A 21816-nucleotide genomic window follows, 5' to 3' on the forward strand; every position below is an offset into this window, starting at 1 on the left:
TGTTGCAATCACGAATTGTTTACACCGTAATTTCACGATTATTGACTGTTACTTGGCTTAAGTATTTGGGTAATCTAAAATGACAATTATTCTGAACAAAGCATTGGCTGACTCACCATGAAAATTATTACTACTCGAATTCTCTTAGGACTAGTCGTGTTAGGACTTTGTAGTTGTAATTCTGTCAATTCAACTAGTACGACAAATAACAGTCCAATTACCAGTCAAAATAATCTCCAAACCCAGCCACCAATCAAACTAGCTCCTTCTAGTTCATCTGTCACCCTTTTAAAAGTACTCACAGAAGCGTATCAAGCCAATAACAAAACGGACACATTTGAGTTTGTTTCCCAAAGTCAATCAGAAGGAGTGATCGCCGCCCTGAAAAATGGTATTGTCGATATTGCTGGTAGTAGCCACAAACTCAAGCCAGAAGAAGATGACGGTAAAATTCAATATCGAGAAATTGCACAAGATTTGCTTGTCGTTGCTACCCACAACAGCGTTAAAGGTGTAACAAATTTAACAACTGATCAGTTAAAGTCCATTTACGCTGGCAAAATTACTAATTGGAAAGAATTAGGCGGGCCAAATGCTAAAATTGTGGTCTTGGATAGACCAGAAGATGAATCTGCGAAAAAACTACTCAGAAAATACTATCTAGGTCAAGATAAAACTACAACTCAAGCTGTGATTCTCAATAAAGAAGGAGAGTTAATTGATACTATCCAAAGTACTCCTTATTCCATTGGTGCTTTTTCTCTAGCTTATTCCTTAATTAATCAATTACCAGTCAATCACCTCAAGCTGAATGGTAATGCACCAAATAAAGAAAATTTCAATAGTGGTAAATACCAAATGGTACGTCATCTCGGACTGATTTGGCAGAAAACACCTACATCTAATACCCAAAGATTTATCGATTTTGTCTTTAGTCCAGAGGGTACTAAACTACTGCAAGATAAAGGCTTTATTACCAAGAATTAAATAGATTTATAACTGTCATGCGAAGAAATTTTCGCTTTCGTCTTAATCTCAGCCAGAAAATAGTTTTCTCATTTCTGGCTGTATTTTTGAGCATATTTATATTTTGTTTGTTGATTATTGGACATTGGTTTACTAATAGTCTGGAACAGAATCTTCGCCAAGAAGTTGCAATTTTTGCAGCCAGAGTCCATACAGATTTTCTGCATGAACAGGAAGATTTAGAAACTCAAGTGAATTTAATAGCCGGACGTGAAACAATTCACTTAGCTATTGAACAAAAAGATACAGCAAAGCTACTACAAGATTTACTACCAATCAGAACTGCCTTAGAAATTGATTGGATCAAAGTAGTTGATCCTAATAGTGATACCTTAGTTGAAATCAAACATGCAAGTTTGAATAATTCTAGGTTATTGGATAAAGCTATTACTAATCTTGCCAGTAGTGGCTCTATTTTAAATGATTTTGTTGATGTAGAAGGTAGTTCACAAGTATTACAAGTAACCATTTTGCCAATTAAATCTGCTAAAAAAATTATTGGCGGAATTATTATTGGTAATTTAGTAGATGAGTCATTGTTAGAACAAATTGCTATTGGTTCTACTAAACAAATAGTCAGCACAAAAAATGACATAATTATTGCGTCAACTATACCCGAAATTAAGCTGGTAACATGGCAACCGCCTTCTCCTGACTCATCCACCAGCAAAGTAGTTATTAATCAACAAGAATATTTCGCTAAAAGTATCTTATTCAAAGGAGGTAGTCAGTCTTTAACTACCACTGTACTTTATCCAATCTTGAAATTAGAAACAACCCAAGATGCGCTGTGGATACGCTTAGAAATTTTGTTTTTCTTAGGAGGAACACTTGTTACATTGATAGGCTATTTCATTAGCCAAAAAATCACTCGTCCTTTGCAGGCTGTGACCAAAATTGCCAAAAAAGTCACAGAAGATGCAGATTTTGACTTACAAGCACCAGTCACTACTCAAGATGAAGTAGGTGTTCTAGCGATTTCTTTAAATCAGCTAATTCAACAAGTCAAGCAGCTTTTAACAGAACAGTATGCCGCTAAGGATAAATTAGAAGCATATAGCCAAAATTTAGAAGAGAAAATCAAAGAACGGACACAAGAAGTTGAACGCAAAAATCGTGATTTAAAAAATACTTTAAATGCGTTAAAGCAAACTCAGGCTCAACTCATTCAAACTGAGAAAATGTCATCTTTAGGACAATTGGTTGCTGGTGTTGCCCATGAAATTAATAATCCCGTGACTTTTATTTATGGTAATGTGGGACACGCGGAAAATTATGTTAACGATATCTTGAACTTAATTCAACTTTATCAGCAATCCTATCCCTACCCAGAAGCTCATATTCAAGATGTCATGGAAGAGGTTGATATTGAATATATCCTCCAAGATTTACCCAAAATCTTAACTTCCATGAAGGTAGGTGCAGAACGTATTCATCAAATCGTTCTTTCTTTGCGAATTTTTTCACGTTTAGATGAAGCTGAATTTAAAAGTGCAAATGTGCATGATGGTATAGATAGCACTTTGTTAATTTTACGCCATCGCCTGAAAGCCCAATCTCATCGTCCCGAAATTCAAGTCATTAAAGATTATTGTGAAATGCCTGAGATTAAATGTTTTGCTGGGCAATTAAATCAGGTATTTATGAATATATTAGCCAATGCCATTGATGCTGTAGAAGAAGCTTGGGAAAAAAGTCTCTGTTCACAGCCAATAATTCGCATTTCTTCTGAATGTGATCAGGAAAATATTAGGATTCATATTGCTGATAATGGGACAGGAATTCCCCAGGAAATACAAAGACGTTTATTTGATCCCTTTTTTACTACTAAGCCAATTGGCAAGGGAACTGGTTTAGGCTTATCGATTAGTTACCAGATAGTGAATGAAAAGCATCGTGGGTCATTACAATGTATTTCATTACCAGGCACAGGTACAGAATTTGTGATTACAATTCCCATCCGCTAAATTTTGATTTTGCAATTATCAAAATTATTTTTTTTGCAGACGAATCAAGGTGTTGTAAATTTGCCTTTTTAAGTTATCGTCGTTTTGAATTTCTATAGTAATCTTATTAAACTGCTCAATGGTTAAACCATTTTCTTCCACGATTTTTTGGGAGCGATTACAGTAGTTGATGGCAATATTTCTGGCTTTGCGTGGTAGATTGTTAATGCTTTTAGGGTCGTTACAAACAATCTGGGGAATTTCCCCGCCACCGATTAATTTTTTGATTTCGCTAAAGGCTTGTTGACGCGATGGTTCCATTGCTAAGACAGCTTGGGCGTAGCTGACAATTTCATTATTATTGACGGTGGGAGTTTGAGCGTCGGCTTTGGCTGTAAATGTTAATGTGCTGGCTAACAAACTTGCACTAGCCATAACTGTGAAACAAAAGTTTTTAGGTAATAAATTTGCCAGTGTATCTCGGAAAAACAAGTTAGTGATGTTGTTCATCATGTCTGTGACACAGGACTCAATCGTAGGGGTGCTTTATTGATTGTGAATTATTTTGGGAGTGAGAAGTTCCAATCAAGATTTCAGTGTACCGAAATTTTATATGTATTTTCCGTTGCCTTTACATATTTGACAAAGTTCAATTACTTTGGTTTGGAGTGTGGATATTTCTCCAGATCCTTGCTTAAGGCTGACTTCTAACTCCAAGAGTAACGGTAAACACGAAATTAGTTGCTGCACAGACAGAAATTTGACTTCTTGTTGTAAAAAGTAGATACGTTTAGGGTTGTTGACATCAGCAGCTTGAGCGATCGCCTGCGGGTTACGCTCACCGCTATCTGTGACAATTTTGACCCATAACCAAGTGCGAAATTGACCAATTAATGTTGCCACTATCCGCAATCCTGGTTCTGCCGCATTCAGCAAGTCAGTCAACACAGTTAAAGCTTTGCCTGTATCGCCTGTTCTAATTGCTGCTGCTAATTGTAAACTATTTTGCGTAGTATTTCTGACTAATTTACTAACAGTCTCGACATCTAAAGGCTTTTTGTTATCAAGATGATACAGCCGCAATTTTTCTAACTCGTTGTAAAGCAGCCTTGTATCATTACCCACAGCTTCGGCTAACAGTTCGGCAGTTTTCGGCGCGAGTTGCACTCCTACTGTTTGCGCTGCTTGCTGTACAGCTTGCACAATTAATTCGGTTTTCCACGGGGGAATCAGCGAAAATTCCCGAAACTCTGTGGCGGATTGTTTCAGCAATTTGGTAGATTTCAGCCGTTCATCTGGTTTATTGCGACTGGTAAGCAGTAAATAGGAATTTTCGGGAATGACTGGTAAGGTGCGCGTTAACTCCGCCAATACATTTTCAGGACATTGTTGACAAAGGTTAGTATTCATCAGCCAAACCAAACGTCCACCAGCGCCAAAAGCCGGAGTCATGGCTTGATTTAAAGCCGAAATCGCCGCATCAGATTGATCAGGCGCAAAATAAGAATAGTTAAAATCTGTCCACAGGGGATCTAAAATGCGATCGCGCAACGAATTAACCGCTTTTTCCATAACAAAGTCATCTTCACCCCAGTAAACCAAAACCGGCATATATTAACCTCGTATCTGTGAAGGGAATGGGGAGTAGGCAAAAATGAAGAACAGAGCCAAAAATTAGTCCCACTTTCACCCTACACCCTCACACCCATCTCAATATTTTCTCCCCACTCCCTTTCCCAAATCCTCAATACTTTTTAAGTCAACTTAGTCACAACTGGATAATTTTCCCTAAAATCTATCAAGTAAGAACGTGAGGCTATTGAAGATTGGACGACAACTACCAAACTTACCTGAACCGGGTAGCAAGAATGATGCTACCAGAATCATATAAAACCCAAGTTCAGCATATCCAGGAGTCTTCTAAATTCCTACCTGCTTCTGGAACAAGACAAGCAGCGCCTTTTCCTGGTTATACATTAATTACCCCAACCGCAGAGGAAGCGGCGGAAAACGCTGCTTTCTATGCAACCTTAACAACTTACCAACAGCAACTTTTACAGTTACCTGTCAACCAGGATTTGATTGTTCCTGTACCACCTGCCAGCTTTCATTTAACTTTGGCAGATTTAATTTGGGATCATGCTTATCTTGATGCTTGTGAGAAAAATCCCAAGTTTGAGGAAGAATTACACCGTTACATCGGGGAAACATTTCAACAATATCAACAAACCATAACATCAGGAACTAACCCAATTTCCTGGCAAATGTTGGGATTAGTTCTCATGCCAAGAGCTTTGGCGGTTTGTTTAGTCCCCAAAGATGAAAGTTCTTATGAACAGATAATTCAATTCCGCCGCACAATTTATCAAAATCCCCAATTGATTGCATTGGGAATTGAACAACATTATCACCTCACAGCCCATATTACATTGAGCTATTTTGGTGATATAGCGCCAGATTTAGACCGCAATAAATTCAGTGATTTACTTGCGGAGTTAAATCAACAGTGGCTAGGAAATTCGCCAGAGTTTCTGGTTAACCGAGTTGAATTGCGGAAGTTTGATGATATGACACGTTATTATCGTGAACCAGACTGGCCGAGTTTAAATTTTTAAATCAGTTATCAGTTTTTTATGAAGAAGAATTCAGAAATCAGGAGTCAGAATCCAGTATGAATTCTGTATGAAACTTCTCCTGCCGGAGATGCTACGTGAACGGCAAGCTCAGTGCATCGCTGGGTGATGAATATGGGTGGAAAACCTCGTTCCTCGTGGGCGAAATCAAAATAAAACTTTCTTCTTGATTTCAAATCTATTCCTTTATGGTTGGAGTATTCACTAATTCTGAATTCTGAATTCTGTCTTCTGACTCCTTTTTATTGATGACTGTTCACTGTTAAATTTGTATTTCTTAGACTGGAGTTTAAGGCTACACAAACAGCGACTTACTAGCGTCTTAGTGGGTTTTGCCTGTGTAGCCAAGCCAGTATTTTTTTAGTAACTGGCCTGTGACTTCAGTCTTTTAATGGAAGATTTGAGTTTATACACTCCTTGATTGATTAGGAGTCAACGCTCAGATGATTCTTCTCCGAAAAAGATATCATTGACACTGATTACCCAAGGAACGCCTTGGTTAACTGGAGAACTAATACTGATTTTGGCTTGGTTAGCAAATTGCTTTAACTTTTCGGCTAAATGCGGCACAGTCATCATAATGTTCTGATAACTTTCGATATCATGGCAAACCATAATTAATATGAGAATACCGCTATTGATTTTGAAATACCAATGACAACTAGATAATAAAAGACGGACGGTGCGATCGCAAACTGCAAAAAACCTTTGTTTGATTGTCTCTTCTAACTGACTAAGTAATACTTCACTAATTAGTGTTGTTTTATGAGAAGGTAAATCATCGGGAGAAAGATATGGTTGATTCATAGAAATTTTCCCTAATTCTAAAGGGTTAATAACTGATACAAACTGAATAATTTTCCTATACTTGCTTGATGAGATTCCCTTTATTCAGATATATCAGCTTGTAAAACAGGCTAATCAGATATCCATTCACTCCTCGTACAACTTTTATATAATCTCATTTGCCTGTGGTTGGAGTTTCATCATCTTTCTTTAGCAATTGCTCTACAAAAATATATATTTTGTGTTTTTTCTTCAAACAACAATAAATCGCAGATAACTTCTCTGCTCTACTCTAGAGCATACATTAATACTATAGCAGTTATAAATAATTTGTGAAAAATTAGCTCCCCACTTTTTGAATAAATTAGGAATTTAAGCTGATTATTATTTACGTTTCGCAACAATTCAGTAGATATTTATTTCCTATTCCATCTGTTATATTTCTCCGAAATATTCAGGAAGCTGATTTAAATTACAAACACCCATGTAATTACTTACAGCGTTTTTCGGTTGAGTGCAGTACGAAAATTTATTTTCGCGTTCATTTAGTAACAAGTAATAAGTAAATACTCATATTAATGTTAATTAATCAACTTATGAATATTTTCTTCCCAATTCATCCCATCAAAAGGCACAATTTCAAAATTGGAGATAACATCGCCATCTAAGCATCGGACATTAACATCTATGCAATCAGGATGGCTGCGGGGAATATAAAAAGAATGTATTCCGCAAGTCTTACAGAATTTATGTTGAGCAACGCCTGTATTAAACTTGTAAGTTGTTAACTCGGTTTCACCTTGTAATAAAGTAAATTGTTCCCGTGGGACTATTAAATGTAAAAAACCCTTCTTTCGGCAAATCGAACAGTTACAATCATCAACTTTGTGGTTGTTAACAACAACTCGAAAACGTACCGCGCCACAATGACAACCACCCTCGTATGTCATTGCATCTGAAATATTTGCTGTCATATTAATTAACGGGATTCTAACTTAGTAATACGTTGTTCTAGAGTATTTACTTGTTGTTTTAATTCAACCACTAAAGTCGCTAAACGGTCAAACATTTTATCCCGTTCTGCTTGTGATAAATTCCGTCGAGTTGACTGTGGGACGGTAATCGTTGTACGCGAGTTAGGAGACTGGCGAGTGTTTCCGAGTTGAGATTCTATTTGGTTTAACCGCGACTCTATGCGATTAAAATCGGCTTGTAAGTTATTCAGACGAGATTCGACTTGCTGTGATGATGCAGTGTTAGAGAATAAACTAGCCCAGAGGATAATGGCTAAAACCACCGCAATTCCTAATGTTTGAGTGCTTTTCATTGTAAGTTGTTTCACGCCCAGACGCATACTTCGACTACGCTCAGTAACCGGAGGCGTAGAGAGTAAAAAAGGTTGGTTAGGTGGTGCGATCGCACCACCTAACCAAGTATGCTGATATATTGATCAATCTATATAGCAGCCCTAAATGAATTACAAACAAATCTACTCCCTACTCCCAGCTTCAACCAATAATTTAAAAATCAAATAGGATTGCTACAGTTGATTTATTTATCAGGTTGTAAACCAGAAAATAGCGTCTCCCAATTACGAGAGTTAACTTTATTTTCTGTTGCTTTGATTTCAAAAGTGACATTATGCACTTGACTTTGTTCTAACGCTTGTACGCAAAGTTCTGCCACATCCTCACGGCTGATTTTGCCCCGAATGTTATCACCTTGTTCTAAAATTAACTCCTGTCCACCACTTTCTTCAGTTAAGGCACAAGGTCTAATAATTGTGTAAGGAATACCACTAGCTCTTAAACTATCCTCGCCTTTTAATTTCCAGGTTAAAATACCACCTAACTGGTCATTTAATCTGACTGCGGGAGGTTCTTCATCTAAATTAATTCCTGGTCTTCCGGGACGGGTGACACCTGCGGAACTAACCAGCACAAATTTTGGTAAAGTCTTCTCTCCATAAGCTTTAATAGATTCCACCTGCAAACAAAAACCACCAGGGCTAAATTTGGGATTTAACGCCCCATCATATTCAAATTTGCTCAACATCAGTTGAAATGAGCTAATTTTACTATTATTTAATGGTGGAGCATCTTTAACAGTTTTGGCGCGAAATACAGGTGTTAATTCTGTAAAAGGAATGCGAATATTTATCCAAGTATTAGCTACCGTATCAAAAGAATAGCTGTAACCTAAACCATCCCAAGTTGCATCAGGGCGGAGAAAGAGTTTATAACGTTGTCCATCACCTTTAACTCGTAGTTCTACACCTGTGTAACCAGATAAATTAAACGGTGGGTCAAAGTTTTTAGTTCTCACAGATGCAAAACCGCCGGAGTTGGCTGTAGAAACATTACCAGCAAACAAAGCAGCATTGTCTATGAGTTGAATATTACTAGAACTCACTCCACCCATCACCACATCATCTAACGCACCCCAAATATTTTTTAATTCAGCAGAGGGATGAGTAAAATCAAAAATTAGTTTTTCATTTGCGGCGGGGAGATATGTGGCGGCTGCGGCGACTAAGTTTTTCACACCTTGATATTCGACATTTTCGGGAGTGTCGCCAACAATTTCCGGCTGGTAAAATTTCACACCTTGATAATATTTGTCTCTATTGGCGGTGTCGCCTTCCACGGGTTGGACACGCACTGCTGTACAACAAATCACGGCTTGAATATTCGCCATGACTAATGCGGTTAAAGTTTCAGGTTTGGTGATGTCTGCAACTACTAAGTCAACATCATTACCCAAAATTGACCGTGCTTGATCAATATCACGTACTAAACCGCGCACTTGATAACCTCGTTCTCTCAGTCGCCTGACGACTCGCTTACCAAGTCCACCCGTTGCACCTGCTACTAGTATTACACCCACGCTTTTTTCTCCATTAGGTCTATGTTGTGTTTCTTGGGAACGACCTTGGATAAGTTTTTTGATGCAGTTGAGAAAAGGAATAACCTCGAAGTAAGACAGGGTATTGATAAACCTGCCTAAGTCCCATTGATAACGATTTTTGTCATTCACAATTACGTCCTCATTAAAATTTTTTTGAGTGACTAGAGGTGAATAATAGTTTACAAGTTAAATTATAGAAATAACCCGTAAGGAAGTTTTACGAGCCAAAAATTTTAATACAAAACACTGTTTAATCCACGGTTTTTTACTAAGTGCAGTAGCTTAAGAGATGCTCCACTAGGCTTTTTTTGTCCTATTTCCCATTTTTGAACTGTTGAAGGACTTATATTCAAAATACGTGCAAAAACAGCTTGGCTGACTTGAGATGATTCCCGTATTTCTTTAATTTGATTAGGTTCTAGTGGCTCAATAGGAGGTATACATAAGTGTTCAAAGTCGCGCAATGTAGTTTGATTCATTAGTCCAGCTTTGTGTAGGTCTTTTGCTGTCTCATGAACTGCTTCCAGAATTGCTGATTTTTTCTTCCGCATTACAAATCACCTCTATTAACGCATTACTATTTTTTGCCTGTTCAAGCTCTTCTAGTGTATAAGCAAGTAATTGCTTAGATAACATTTTCAGAGCTTCTTCTTCATCTTTGTCAATGTTACTGCGTTCGTTTTTTGAAAAGCCAAAAATAAAAAACCAACGATCTTCATTATTAGTAGCTACTAGTGTCCGAAATCCACCACGTTTACCTTTCCCTGGTTTTGCTATGCGTTTTTTAAACAACCCATCTCCTAAATCAGCATCATAAAGCCCTGCGGCCATTTCGTTTGCAGCGTTACAGAGACTAAGGTTGTTTAACTCTTCCTTCCGCGCCCAACGGTCAAAAGTACGGTTTTTGTAAATTTTCATTTGATAGTCTCTTTGGTTAAAGTATAGCACTAGGTACTATATTTTAGGATGGATATCGTGTAGGCACATCTATGGAATAATGGTTTTTTCAATCTTGCTAATCACTGATAGGATTTTGGCGATGTCTGTAGCTAATTCCGATTTGGTCTTCAAGATGAGGAAGTAGGTACAATAAATTGGTATTTTTGCGATCGCTCAAAACGCTAAAATACTTACCTAACTGTTATTAATAATACAAAAACTTACCTATGAGCCAACTAGAAAACGCTCAAGCTGAATACGCAAATTTTCTGCAAGAGTTTCAAAGTGTCATTATTAGCACTGTTAATCCAGAAGGCATACCTAATAGTAGTTATGCGCCTTTCGTCAGTGATGCAGCCAAAAATATTTATATTTATATCAGTGACTTGGCAGCCCACACCCAAAATATTTATGCTAATCCCCGTGTGAGTATTTTATTTATTGAAGATGAAACAAAAAGTAATAACATTTTTGCTCGTCGTCGTTTAACTTTTGATTGTACTGCGACGTTAATAGAACGAGATACAGAGACTTGGAATAAAATTGTTGACCAACTGCAAGAACGCTTTGGTGAAATGATTGAAGTCTTAAAAAGCTTGGGGGACTTTCGCATTTTTCAACTTATTCCCAGTTCCGGCCGTTTTGTCCTTGGTTTTGGTAATGCTTATAAAATTAGCGGTGACAATTTAAATGAATTGACTCATATTACGAGGGATAATCGTTAGGTTTTTGATCATTTTGTTGGAAGATGAGGAGGACAAGGGGGACAAGGGGGACAAGGGGGACGCGGGGGACAAGGGGGACAAGGGAGACAAGGGGGACAAGGGAGAGAGATGTTTGTAAATTATTTAGGACTATAGGAATCATATTTGATTTTTGAAAAAAATCAGTACACTCATATCAGGCTTCTTTCCTACTCCCCATTCCCTATTCCCTATTCCCTATTCCCTATTCCCTACCTACACCAATAAATTCAGAAATCAAACCGGATTCTTATACTTCATATTATGCTTCAATTTCAACCTCCTGGCTTTGGGCAGAAAGTGATTCATACTTCCTTGGGAGCGATGGTGTATTATACTCAGACATCTGCACCTTGGTTGAATGCTGACAGTGAAGATTTACCGCCACTATTATTTCTGCATAATTTTGGGGGTGGGGCTTCGGCTTATGAATGGTCGAAGGTGTACCCAGCATTCGCGGATAAATATCGCATTTTAGCGCCTGATTTAATTGGTTGGGGCGATTCTGCACACCCAGTACGCGATTATCAAATTAAAGATTATTTGACGACGCTGGCTGAATTTATTACTCAAACTTGTCGCCAACCTGTAAAAGTTATTGCATCATCACTGACGGCTGCTTTAACTATTCGTTCGGCTATTACTCAGCCGCAATTATTCCAATCATTATATTTAGTTTGTCCTTCGGGGTTTGATGATTTTGGGCAAGGTGCTGGACGCAGGCTACCACTTTCTGTGATCAATACACCCCTAGTAGATAGTTTAATTTATGGGTTGGGTGCAGAAAATGAATTGGCAGTGCGGAATTTTTTACAAAGTTTTTTGTTTGCTAAACCCGGACGTGTTTCGCCAGAAATGGTCGCTGCTTATTTAACTTCAGCACAACAACCTAATGCGAGGTTTGCCGCCTTGGCATTTTTGCGGGGTGATTTATATTTTGATTTGAGTTTGTATCTGCAACAGTTAACTATCCCAACTGTATTTTTTTGGGGTGAAGAAGCACAATTTACGAGTATTAAATTAGGGCGGAGGTTAGCAAATTTAAATTTAAATGCTGTATCTCAATTTTATGCGATCGCTGATGCTGGAGTCCTCCCTCATTTAGAATTACCCGAAGTCATCATTGGTTTATTACAGCAGCATTTATCTAATAGGTAGCTCAATGACAAACTCTAAACCTTCGCCTAGCTTGGAATTATAATATAATTTGCCATGATGATTGTTAACTACGATTTGGTAAGAAATTGATAGACCCAAACCTGTGCCTTTGATTTAATTGCACATTGAATTTCATTGGGCGGTTCAGGCAGATACTTTTGATAAAGTTGGAGTAAAGTAACTATCTCTTGAATATACTGTTCGACAAAACTTAAGTTACCAGCAATAAAATTAATCGGATTATTTACTTTATGGGCGATTCCGGCTGCTAATTGTCCAATATTCTTTAGTTATCAGAGTTTGTTTAAAAAGTACTATTGTTCACATCAAAATCTTAAAAACCTAACCTCCTAGCCCTCTTTACCTACGCTATCCATGAAGCCAAGCATTTCATCAACCTACTGAGAAGCCAATTGTGAAGAAAGATGTTTATAATGGTTAGTTTAAAAAGGGGGTTCGTTTTCAGGTTATACAACTAAAATTTGACGAATTAAAATACTCATCATTTCCCCAGAGTTGACTATAGGTAATAATAGACTTTAGTCACTAACACTTACATAACCTTGTTATGCTAAATTTTGACTGATAAATTCTGATTTCTATTCATAAAAATTATGAGCCAAAACCATTCTGTCTTAATTACCCTGGAACAAAAACTCAATCAAATTGTAGTGGGACAATCTAGCCTCATCCAGCAGTTGCTAATAGCCTTGTTAGGAGGTGGACACGTAATTTTAGAAGGTGTACCCGGAACAGGTAAAACACTTCTAGTCAAAGTTTTAGCCCAGTTAATTCAAGGTGATTTTCGCCGCATTCAACTTACACCAGATGTTTTACCCTCAGATATTACCGGAACAAATATTTTTGACTTAAATAGTCGCAGTTTTACCCTCAAAAAAGGGCCAGTCTTTACCGAAGTGTTACTAGCAGATGAAATTAACCGCACTCCTCCTAAAACTCAAGCGGCACTGTTAGAAGCAATGGAAGAAATGCAGGTTACTTTAGATGGTGAAAGTTTACCTTTGCCGGATTTATTTTGGGTAATTGCAACACAAAACCCTTTGGAATTTGAAGGGACTTATCCTTTACCAGAAGCGCAGTTAGATAGGTTCTTATTCAAACTATTAGTAGATTATCCCGATCAAGCCGCAGAAAAACAAATGTTACTCAATCGTCAAGCCGGATTTGCCGCGCGACGGATAGATATTTTTAGTTTACAACCAGTAGCAACAGTCGCAGAAATTTTACAAGCACGCCAAGAAGTGAAACAAGTGCAAATATCTGAAAAAATTATCGATTATCTTTTAGCTTTAGTGAGAGCATCACGCCAATTTCCTGATTTAGCTTTGGGTGCGTCACCCCGTGCGGCTGGTGCTTGGTTGCAAACATCTCAAGCCGCCGCATGGTTAGCCGGACGCGATTTTGTCACACCAGATGATGTGAAAGCCGTAGCTTCACCTTTGTTACGTCATCGTTTGCTACTTAAACCAGAAGCTATGTTAGATGGTTTACAAATTGATGCGATTATTGCGTCGGTAATTAATCAAGTTAAAGTCCCCCGATGAAATGTCAATGATAAAAATTGATAAGCTAATCAATATCTTACAATTGGATAAATGATTGAGGTAAAAATGAAAATCAAAGAACAGATTAACCAAGAACTAGAGAAATTGCCTGAACCTTTATTACAGGAAATTTTAGATTTTATTCAGTTTTTGCAAGCCAAACACCAGCTAGAAAATATATCAGTAAATAACCAAGTTTCTCAACCACTCAAAGCAGAACATAATGTTACTAATTCTACTGCCGAAGATTTATTAGAATTTGTCGGGAGTTGGGAAGGTTCAGATATCAGAGAATGTCTGCAATTAGTTCATGAAAATCGAATACAACTTGAATTTTAATCATGTATCTTCTTGATACCAATCATTGTTCCTTCTTGATGGAGGGTGTACCTGGTGTTGCCAATCACCTGCGATCGCTTGGTCAAATACAACTGTCTACTAGTGTTATTGTTGCAGGAGAATTACGCTTTATGGCGCAAAATTCCCAACAGAAAGCTGCTAACTTAATCAAAGTTAATGCGGTATTGCAGCGAATTAACTTATATGGAATCGATAAAGAAACTACAGAAATTTACGGTGACTTTAAATCTGAATTAATCAAGCATTTTGGCCCCAAAGAAAAAACTAAACGTAGCACAACTCAATTAAATACTATCGGGATTAGTGAAAATGACCTCTGGATAGCTGCGACAGCCTTACGCCATTCATTGATTATCGTTTCATGCGATAGTGATTTTGAGCGAATGCAGCAATTAAGAGAAATTGCTTGGGAAAGTTGGGTTTAGATTTCTAAAAAATACTTACAAAAATTAGCAAAAAACTAAATAAAACATGGTTGCTTCTCAAAGAGTTTATTTTTTATTAGGATTAGGAATTGCGATCGCACCCATCCTATCCTTATTCCTCACCATTCCCGTTAGCATCGCCATCACTTTATTATTTGATGCCATTATTCTGATATTGATGATGGTGGATGGGTTGCGAGTCCGTCCTTTGCGGGTGCGAGTTAAGCGCGAATTACCGCAACGCTTATCAATTGGACGAGATAATCCGGTGATGCTGGCGGTAACAGCCGCAAACACTGACGCAATTATTCAAATTCGTGATTACTATCCCCCAGAATTTGGCGTATCTACCCCGACACTCACCGCCACTATTCCCGCTAACACTACCCAAGAATTAACTTACACTGTCCACCCCAGACAACGAGGGGAATTTCCTTGGGGAAATATTCAAGTGCGACAGTTGGGAACTTGGAGGTTAGCTTGGCATAATTGGCAAATACCGCAAAATGTTGCAGTCAAAGTTTATCCTGATTTAATTGGGTTGCGATCGCTCTCGATTCGCCTCACCTTACAATCATCAGGTTCCATCCGCCAATCTCGCCGCATGGGTATCGGTACAGAGTTTGCAGAACTGCGGAACTATCACACTGGTGATGATTTACGTTTTATTGATTGGAAAGCCACCGCCAGGAGAACTACTGGGAATACTCCACCTTTGGTCAGGGTGTTAGAACCAGAACAAGAACAAACCTTGATTATTTTATTAGACCGTGGTCGGCTAATGACAGCACAAGTCAAAGGCTTACAGCGATTTGATTGGGGTTTAAATGCGACTTTATCATTAGCGTTAGCCGGATTACATCGGGGCGATCGCGTCGGGGTGGGTGTATTTGACCGCCAAATGCACACATGGGTATCACCAGAACGCGGACAATCTCATCTGGGTAAATTAATCGATTATCTCACTCCCATTCAGCCAGTTTTACTCGAATCTGATTATTTAGGGGCTGTGACCAATGTAGTACAACGGCAAACTCGCCGCGCCTTAGTAGTTGTCATCACCGATTTAGTTGATGTCACCGCTTCTACGGAATTATTAGCCGCACTTTCCCGGTTAGCGCCCCGTTATTTACCCTTCTGCGTCACTTTGCGAGATCCGCAAGTTGATCATCTAGCGCACACATTTACTCAAGAAGTTACAGCCGCTTACAGTCGTGCTGTGGCTTTAGATTTATTAGCACAACGCCAAGTAGCCTTTGCTCAATTAAAGCAAAAAGGAGTCTTGGTACTTGATGCACCAGCAAATCAAATTACTGACCAGTTGGTTGAAAGATATCTACAACTTAAAGCCAGAAATCAGTTATGAATGGTCATTTGTTATTTGTCATTTGTCATTTGTTGGCGAAAGTTATTAGCGTTTGTTCTCTCAATGTGAGATTATGCAATGGATAAATTAATAGAGTATCCTAAGTTAATTAAGCGCATTTTAACTGAGTATGTAGAATTTAGTAACCGCCATTCCAACTCAGATATAGAGAGATTTTTGATTGTGGATGAATCACAGAATAATTATATTTGGATGAATCTGGGTTGGCAAAATGGAGAACGTGTTTCTGGTATAACAGTCTATGTGCGGATTCGTGATGGCAAATTCTGGATTGAAGAAGATTGGACTGAAGAAGGCATTGCAACTGATTTAGTTCGTGCCGGTGTTCCTAAAGATGATATTGTACTGGCATTTCATGAACCGCAGATGAGGCAGTATACAGACTTTGCTGTAGTATCGTAATTTTTTTCATCTTTGCCCCTACTCTGCGAGTTCCGCTTGCGGTATGCGCGAGACTTAAAATTCGTGTTTTATAACATTCATGCAAGAGGTCTAATAATTACTGATTGAGACTGAAAAATTATGGGGAGTTCAAATAATCAGGGAATTTGCTGGTGGTTTCTTGCACAGTTTACCCGCTACAGTTTAACTTTATTCCTAAGTGCGGTAATGCTTGTTGATGCTGTGGCGGCGACACCGAAAAACCAAGGGTTGCAGATAGAACAGCAAACCACTCAACAAGATACCTCTCGCGCTACTGCGAAACGCCTTTTTCAAGAGGGAATGCAGTTTTATCAACAAGGAACAGCAGAATCACTGCGACAAGCAATTGGTAAATACCAAGCAGCTCTGAAGCTTTGGCAAAAACTGGATGAGCCAAGCCGGGAAGCCGAAACCCTCAATCAAATTGGCTTAGTCTACGACGATTTGGGAGAAACACAAGAAGTACTCAAATATTACAACCAAGCTCTACCAATACTCCGCGCAGTGGAGGATAGAACAGGGGAAGCCGCCACCCTCAACAATATTGGCAAAGTCTACCTCTCATTAGGAGAAAGGGAAGAAGCACTCAAACACTTCAACCGAGCTTTACTGATCAGCCGTGCAGTGGGGGACAAAAAAGTGGAAGCCCTAACTCTCAACTATCTTGGTGTTATCTACAACTCATTAGAAGAACTGCAACAAGCTCTCAAATACTATAACCAAGCTTTACCAATACTTCGTGCAGTCGGGGATAGAGAACAGGAAGCCAGCACCCTGAAAAATATTAGCTTAGTCTACGCCGCTTTAGGAGAAAAGCAAGCAGCAATCAAATACCTCAACCAAGCTTTATCCATAGGCCGTGCAGTGAAAGACAAAAGAATTGAAGCCCGTACCCTCAATGATATTGGCTTTGTCTACGCCTCATTGGGAGAACCGCAAGAAGCTCTCAAATATTTTGACCAAGCTTTACCCGTACTCCGTGCAGTAGGCGAGAAAAGAAGGGAAGCCACTATCCTCCACAATATTGGCGGTATCCACAAATCATTAGGAGAACAGGAAGAAGCCCTCAAATATTACAACCAAGCTTTATCTATACGTCGTGCAGTGGGGGACAGAAAAGGGGAAATCCTCACTCTCTCTAACATAGCTTCCCTAGAATACGGACGGGGTAATTTACAACCAGCCCAAACACACATTCAAGCAGCTATTGAAATAATTGAAGAGTTACGCGCCAAAATCACTAATGCAGAACTACGTGATGCTTATTCTGCATCAGTGAGAGGCTATTACGAGTTCAACACCTATCTATTGATGGAACTGCAAAAAAAGGATTTATAAATTAGCAGTGAAAGTTAGCGATCGCTCCTATCTTCTCATCAAACTACTTAATTAAAGTGTTTGGAAATTCTCAATTGTCAAGAACAATTCCTCGTCAGCTGTTTGAAAGCTGTAGTCGATGCTAATTTGGGTGGGATAACCACGCCGACTGTTGTATGTTACATCAACATTATCTGCTCGACGGGCGATCGCATCTGCAATCACATTAAACAGTTTGGGAATTGTTTTGTATCTTTCAAAAAATTCTGGGTTACTAACTGGCTGACCTGTAGTTGTGGTGATGGATGCTGTAATCCCATTTCTAACAGTAATAATTACTGGCCCTCTGGCAGCAGGCGCACAAAAACAACTCCTTGATAGTGTATAGCGATAATTGCGGATATTTTGCTGATTCCACAACTTGCGATTAACTACTAATTGTTGTAAATCGTTAGCTGCTGGTCTTTGTGCTATCTTTACAGTTGATTGAGATATTGCTGGTGTATTAAAACTTAAAGGCATTAATAATGCTGTGCTGATCATAATTGGCCAGCGCAACTGCATCAAGTGAGTTTTGAAATTCCTCGGCATTGGATTATTCCCTGGTGTATTTGCGGTTACAGTGCTTTATGTAACACTTAAAAATTTAGGGCTTAATCCTTGACTTGTCAAGTTACTCAGACTACATATCAACTCTTAATTTAGGGCTTTTTCGACACATCCCAAATATCTTGTTTAATTTGCTCTTTTGCAATTAGCAACTGAACTTTAATCGGTAATTTTAAAGCTGGTCGTATAGACCATAATTCTTCATCTAATAATTCTCTTTCTAAATTTATATAAATCATTAATTTATCCTTGATATCGCCAAAATTAGCAAGCAAACTTAAAGTCTGCTTTTTGGTAGATGAGTTTTATCAAAAGCCGATAAAACATTTAATAAATACAGCTTATCTATTTATAAAAAATAACTTTGATAATTTATTTTTTATAAAAAACGTTAAATCGATAGACAAACCGTATATTATTTAAATAATCTCTCATAGACTGTTCTAAAAATCAAGCTATTAGCAAGACAAGGCAACAATTTATTGATGAGCAATGTAGCCGTGAACTGTTAATTGGGATAAATATATGGCAGGTAAATTAGAAGGAAAAGTAGCAATTGTTACTGGAGCTTCTGCGGGGATAGGTGAAGCAACTGCGATCGCCTTAGCCGCAGAGGGAGCGCAAGTAGTAATTGCAGCTAGGCGTTCTGACCGACTAGATGCAGTAGCGCAAAAGATTACTGAAAATGGCGGCAAAGCATTACCGATAGTTACAGATGTTACCGATGAAGCCCAAGTCAAAAATTTGGTAGATAAAGCGATCGCTGCCTGGGGAAGAGTTGATATTTTAGTCAACAATGCCGGAATTGCTGTTATCGGTGAGATTGATGGTGGTAACACAGCAAATTGGCGACGGATGATTGATATCAACGTTTTAGGTGTGCTGTATGCAACACACTCTGTTTTGCCAATTTTGAAAGCCCAAAATTCTGGACATATCGTTAACATCTCTTCAGTAGCGGGTCGTACAGCTAGAGCCGGGATTGGAATTTACAACGCCACAAAATGGGGTGTCAATGGTTTTTCGGAAGCATTACGTCAAGAAGTTTACCAACATAATATCCGCGTCACGATCATCGAACCCGGTTTAGTGGATACAGAAATCAACGACTTGATTGACGACCCCATTGCCAAGCAACGTAGTGAAGAACGACGTAAAACCGTCACCCCACTAGAAAGCGAAGATATAGCCGCAGCCATTGTCTATGCAGTCACTCAACCGCCACGGGTGAATGTCAATGAAATTCTCATCCGTCCCACACAACAGGGATGGTAATCAATTCTGCAACATTATTGGAAATTACAAAAATATGACAACTCCAACTACAGCATCTACCTGGGAACAGTTATCGGAAATTGCTCAAAAACACACCCCAGCGCGGCGGGTACGCCGACCAGGACAGTCTCCATCTACTGCACCTATTCCTAGCAGTCTGCATAAACTACCGCCAGACACCACACCACCCGTATTGCTTTACCGCGATACAAACTCTTGGTGTCCTTTTTGTGAAAGAGTGTGGTTTGCTTTAGAAGAAAAACAAATTCCCTTTGAAACAGAGTTTATTGACTTAAGCAATAAACCCAAATGGTATACGGATTTAGTTCCCACAACCCTTGTCCCAGCCGCCAAAATCGAGGGTGAGTTAGTCTACGAATCTAAAGATATTCTCTTAGCTTTAGAAGCCAGATTTCCTAGTCCGTCACTACTTCCTGAAGACCCAGAAGAAAACGCTGTAGCTAGACAGTGGGTAGAAGATGCAGAAACTAATGGTTTTCGCAATCTTGCTTATAAATTCTTGCGGGAAACTCCGACAGATGCGGATGAGTTAGCTAACTTACAAGCTACCTTTGCAACCAGTCTAGATGAGCTTGAGCAAACTTTAGGCAAATATCCAGGCCCCTACTTTTTATCAACCTTTAGCTTAGTTGATATTATGTATAGCCCCCATTTAGATAGACTGGCGGCGAATTTACCTGTGTATCGGGGCTATCAAATCAAAGGAAATCCCCGCTTCCCACGGATTAATGCTTGGTTTGCAGCGTTGAATGAACGTCCTGCTTATCATCGAGTCAAATCAGACGACACCACTAATAATTTACTGCTGCGCCGGAGGTTTGGTATTGAACCAACAGGAAACGCCTTACCTTTAAATACAGCAGATAGTAATGCTATTCAATATCGCGCCGAAGCAGCAGAAAGACTCAGCGATAACCATGAAGTTGCGATCGCAGATATTATCAAAAATTCTGGTGTGCAAGCATTAGCTGTAGATGGTGATATTACCACAGTTAAAGAAGCAGTAGACTTGCATTTAAGACTGTTGGCAGAATACCTGATTCATGGTGATAGCGCCCCCTTACCAGGAGGTCGGACTGGTGGCAAAAATAGTATAGAAACAACAGTATCAGCAGTTGGCGCGATCGCTCTTGCCTACGTCAGAAATCGCGTCTGTGCGCCCCGTGATATGAGTGCTGGTGCAGCCACCGCATTCCGCGCCGCAGTGGATCAGGTTTTGGCTTCTCTGTATTAAGTTGATCAAAGGGAACAGGGAACAGTGGAGATTTTACTTGGTTTTAAACCTTGCTTCGGGGCTAGTTTTTTCCCTGTTCTCGCCCCCAAAGGCTTAATAAAAATGGGAAGCAGAAATTTCTACTTCCCAAATCACCGAACCGCAAATTTAATCACTTACTCAGAATTATGAAGAGTGAGAGTAGGTGAAAAAAGCTAAATATTACTTTTGAGCAACTGCAACACCATTAGGTTCACCAAGAACTTTAGCGAATCTTTCTAAATAGAAATTCACAGGATTTGCTACTGCTTGAATAGACTCACGACTTTCTACTGCATTCCACCATTGCAGCAAACGGGGTGTTTCTGCTGGTAAGGTGAACTTACGGAAGTGTTCGAGGACGGGTAAACGCTCAAACCAAGGATAAAAGCTGATATCAACTAAACTAAACTGTTCACCCAACCAATAAGGGCCGTTACCAGATAGCTTACCTAATCCTTCTTGTTCAATATACAAAAGTGCCTCGATAAATTCTTGCCGCCCTTGTTCTTGTTCTTGAGCATCTTTACCACGCAAGAATTTGTTAAACGCGGGGACAAAACGACTATTGGCGTAGTCAATCCAAATCCGCGCGATCGCTTTTTTGGTAGGATCATGAGGTAACAAAGCTGGCTCTGGAAAGACTTCTTCTAGATATTCATTAATTACCGCAGATTCATAAAGTTCTACATCCCCATGCTTAATTGCCGGTACTTTACCATAACGGGAAACCTGCGTGAAATCTGATGGCTTGTTCTGTAAGTCAATTTCAACTGGGGTAAAGTCAATTTTCTTTTCTAGCAGAACCACGCGGGTTCTTTGAGAGAAGGTAGAGGCTTTGGCGAAGTAAAGTTGTAGGTTACTCATGAATTTTTTCCTTGTATGGCAGTTTAAATTGCACCTTAAAGTTCCAGCAAACAGAAGTTTACTCAACCTTAAAGTACGATAAACCTATAGAATTACCGTAGAATACCAAGAGTATTACATATCCTTTGGGAAAATACAACACTACTTTCCGCAAGTCTCTTTTGTTCATCTATACAA

At 39.0% G+C, this 21816-nt stretch carries 25 protein-coding genes; 13 read left to right on the forward strand and 12 right to left on the reverse strand.

The features are described 5' to 3' along the window. Positions 1 to 117 precede the first annotated feature (117 nt). Together H6G79_RS23110 and H6G79_RS23115 are read left to right on the forward strand one after the other, a co-directional pair. Positions 118 to 987, forward strand: a complete 870-nt coding sequence (locus H6G79_RS23110) for a substrate-binding domain-containing protein (protein ID WP_190590623.1) — start codon at positions 118 to 120, stop codon at positions 985 to 987. 17 nt (positions 988 to 1004) lie between these two features. Further along, a complete protein-coding gene (locus tag H6G79_RS23115) occupies positions 1005 to 2993 on the forward strand; it encodes an ATP-binding protein (RefSeq protein WP_190590622.1) in 1989 nt (662 codons plus the stop codon). 24 nt (positions 2994 to 3017) lie between these two features. Here H6G79_RS23115 and H6G79_RS23120 read toward each other — a convergent pair whose 3' ends face one another. Both H6G79_RS23120 and holA read right to left on the reverse strand, forming a co-directional pair. Further along, entirely contained in the window at positions 3018 to 3482 is a 465-nt protein-coding gene (locus H6G79_RS23120) for a DUF4168 domain-containing protein (RefSeq protein ID WP_190590721.1), read from the reverse strand. Positions 3483 to 3581: 99 nt separating this feature from the next. After that, positions 3582 to 4583 (reverse strand): DNA polymerase III subunit delta, encoded by a 1002-nt coding sequence (gene holA, locus H6G79_RS23125; protein ID WP_190590621.1) that lies wholly within the window; start codon positions 4581 to 4583, stop codon positions 3582 to 3584. 215 nt (positions 4584 to 4798) lie between these two features. On the opposite strand from holA, the gene H6G79_RS23130 reads away from it, so the two are divergent. After that, positions 4799 to 5587, forward strand: a complete 789-nt coding sequence (locus H6G79_RS23130; protein WP_190590620.1) for a DUF1868 domain-containing protein — start codon at positions 4799 to 4801, stop codon at positions 5585 to 5587. 450 nt (positions 5588 to 6037) lie between these two features. Here H6G79_RS23130 and H6G79_RS23135 read toward each other — a convergent pair whose 3' ends face one another. The 6 genes from H6G79_RS23135 to H6G79_RS23160 all read right to left on the reverse strand — a co-directional run bounded on the left by H6G79_RS23135 (position 6038) and on the right by H6G79_RS23160 (position 10216). Next, entirely contained in the window at positions 6038 to 6412 is a 375-nt protein-coding gene (locus H6G79_RS23135; protein WP_190590619.1) for a hypothetical protein, read from the reverse strand. A 560-nt stretch (positions 6413 to 6972) separates the two neighbouring features. Then, the gene (locus tag H6G79_RS23140) at positions 6973 to 7365 is read right to left on the reverse strand and encodes a GFA family protein (RefSeq protein ID WP_190590618.1); all 393 of its coding nucleotides are present in this window, start codon (positions 7363 to 7365) and stop codon (positions 6973 to 6975) included. Between the two features lie 5 nt (positions 7366 to 7370). Continuing rightward, complete coding sequence (locus H6G79_RS23145; RefSeq protein WP_190590617.1) at positions 7371 to 7718, reverse strand: hypothetical protein; 348 nt, start codon at positions 7716 to 7718, stop codon at positions 7371 to 7373. 224 nt (positions 7719 to 7942) lie between these two features. Further along, positions 7943 to 9427: a CIA30 family protein gene (locus tag H6G79_RS23150; RefSeq protein WP_190590616.1), complete on the reverse strand. Its 1485-nt coding sequence runs from the start codon at positions 9425 to 9427 to the stop codon at positions 7943 to 7945. A 104-nt stretch (positions 9428 to 9531) separates the two neighbouring features. Next, positions 9532 to 9849 (reverse strand): DNA-binding transcriptional regulator, encoded by a 318-nt coding sequence (locus H6G79_RS23155; RefSeq protein WP_190590615.1) that lies wholly within the window; start codon positions 9847 to 9849, stop codon positions 9532 to 9534. After that, positions 9809 to 10216 carry a type II toxin-antitoxin system RelE/ParE family toxin gene (locus tag H6G79_RS23160; RefSeq protein ID WP_190590614.1) on the reverse strand — a complete coding sequence of 136 codons (408 nt, stop codon included), beginning with the start codon at positions 10214 to 10216 and terminating at the stop codon, positions 9809 to 9811. The genes H6G79_RS23155 and H6G79_RS23160 overlap by 41 nt, the downstream gene beginning before the upstream one ends. Before the next feature lie 248 nt (positions 10217 to 10464). Between H6G79_RS23160 and H6G79_RS23165 the strand changes: the two genes are divergently transcribed. Further along, entirely contained in the window at positions 10465 to 10962 is a 498-nt protein-coding gene (locus H6G79_RS23165; protein WP_190590613.1) for a HugZ family protein, read from the forward strand. A gap of 282 nt (positions 10963 to 11244) precedes the next feature. After that, positions 11245 to 12138, forward strand: coding sequence for an alpha/beta fold hydrolase (locus H6G79_RS23170; RefSeq protein ID WP_190590612.1), 894 nt, complete (start codon positions 11245 to 11247; stop codon positions 12136 to 12138). Here the strand turns inward: H6G79_RS23170 and H6G79_RS37760 are convergent. Continuing rightward, positions 12124 to 12237, reverse strand: a complete 114-nt coding sequence (locus H6G79_RS37760; RefSeq protein ID WP_396019815.1) for a hypothetical protein — start codon at positions 12235 to 12237, stop codon at positions 12124 to 12126. The genes H6G79_RS23170 and H6G79_RS37760 overlap by 15 nt on opposite strands. Positions 12238 to 12752: 515 nt before the next feature. Between H6G79_RS37760 and H6G79_RS23185 the strand changes: the two genes are divergently transcribed. The 6 genes from H6G79_RS23185 (at position 12753) to H6G79_RS23210 (ending at position 17636) form a co-directional block, all read left to right on the forward strand. Continuing rightward, positions 12753 to 13703, forward strand: a complete 951-nt coding sequence (locus H6G79_RS23185; protein WP_190590611.1) for a MoxR family ATPase — start codon at positions 12753 to 12755, stop codon at positions 13701 to 13703. A gap of 66 nt (positions 13704 to 13769) precedes the next feature. Continuing rightward, on the forward strand, positions 13770 to 14042 hold the full coding sequence (locus H6G79_RS23190) for a DUF2281 domain-containing protein (protein ID WP_190590610.1): 273 nt from the start codon (positions 13770 to 13772) through the stop codon (positions 14040 to 14042). Between the two features lie 2 nt (positions 14043 to 14044). Continuing rightward, positions 14045 to 14488 carry a type II toxin-antitoxin system VapC family toxin gene (locus H6G79_RS23195; protein WP_190590609.1) on the forward strand — a complete coding sequence of 148 codons (444 nt, stop codon included), beginning with the start codon at positions 14045 to 14047 and terminating at the stop codon, positions 14486 to 14488. 46 nt (positions 14489 to 14534) lie between these two features. Next, on the forward strand, positions 14535 to 15854 hold the full coding sequence (locus H6G79_RS23200; RefSeq protein WP_190590608.1) for a DUF58 domain-containing protein: 1320 nt from the start codon (positions 14535 to 14537) through the stop codon (positions 15852 to 15854). A 78-nt stretch (positions 15855 to 15932) separates the two neighbouring features. Continuing rightward, positions 15933 to 16277, forward strand: coding sequence for a XisI protein (locus H6G79_RS23205; protein WP_190590607.1), 345 nt, complete (start codon positions 15933 to 15935; stop codon positions 16275 to 16277). Positions 16278 to 16397: 120 nt separating this feature from the next. Further along, complete coding sequence (locus H6G79_RS23210; protein WP_190590606.1) at positions 16398 to 17636, forward strand: tetratricopeptide repeat protein; 1239 nt, start codon at positions 16398 to 16400, stop codon at positions 17634 to 17636. Positions 17637 to 17687: 51 nt separating this feature from the next. On the opposite strand, the gene H6G79_RS23215 is transcribed toward H6G79_RS23210, so the two are convergent. Both H6G79_RS23215 and H6G79_RS23220 read right to left on the reverse strand, forming a co-directional pair. Beyond that, entirely contained in the window at positions 17688 to 18206 is a 519-nt protein-coding gene (locus H6G79_RS23215) for a DUF6174 domain-containing protein (RefSeq protein WP_242048522.1), read from the reverse strand. Positions 18207 to 18316: 110 nt separating this feature from the next. Continuing rightward, positions 18317 to 18499, reverse strand: coding sequence for a hypothetical protein (locus H6G79_RS23220; protein WP_190590605.1), 183 nt, complete (start codon positions 18497 to 18499; stop codon positions 18317 to 18319). Positions 18500 to 18749: 250 nt separating this feature from the next. Here H6G79_RS23220 and H6G79_RS23225 point away from each other — a divergent pair, with 250 nt between their 5' ends. Further along, positions 18750 to 19499, forward strand: coding sequence for an SDR family NAD(P)-dependent oxidoreductase (locus H6G79_RS23225; RefSeq protein ID WP_190590604.1), 750 nt, complete (start codon positions 18750 to 18752; stop codon positions 19497 to 19499). A gap of 34 nt (positions 19500 to 19533) precedes the next feature. After that, complete coding sequence (locus H6G79_RS23230) at positions 19534 to 20754, forward strand: glutathione S-transferase family protein (protein ID WP_190590603.1); 1221 nt, start codon at positions 19534 to 19536, stop codon at positions 20752 to 20754. A 201-nt stretch (positions 20755 to 20955) separates the two neighbouring features. Here the strand turns inward: H6G79_RS23230 and H6G79_RS23235 are convergent, their stop codons facing one another. Then, positions 20956 to 21639: a glutathione S-transferase family protein gene (locus tag H6G79_RS23235; RefSeq protein WP_190590602.1), complete on the reverse strand. Its 684-nt coding sequence runs from the start codon at positions 21637 to 21639 to the stop codon at positions 20956 to 20958. Positions 21640 to 21816 lie beyond the last annotated feature (177 nt).

It is taken from the genome of Anabaena sp. FACHB-83 (assembly GCF_014697485.1).
GTDB lineage: Bacteria > Cyanobacteriota > Cyanobacteriia > Cyanobacteriales > Nostocaceae > Nostoc_B.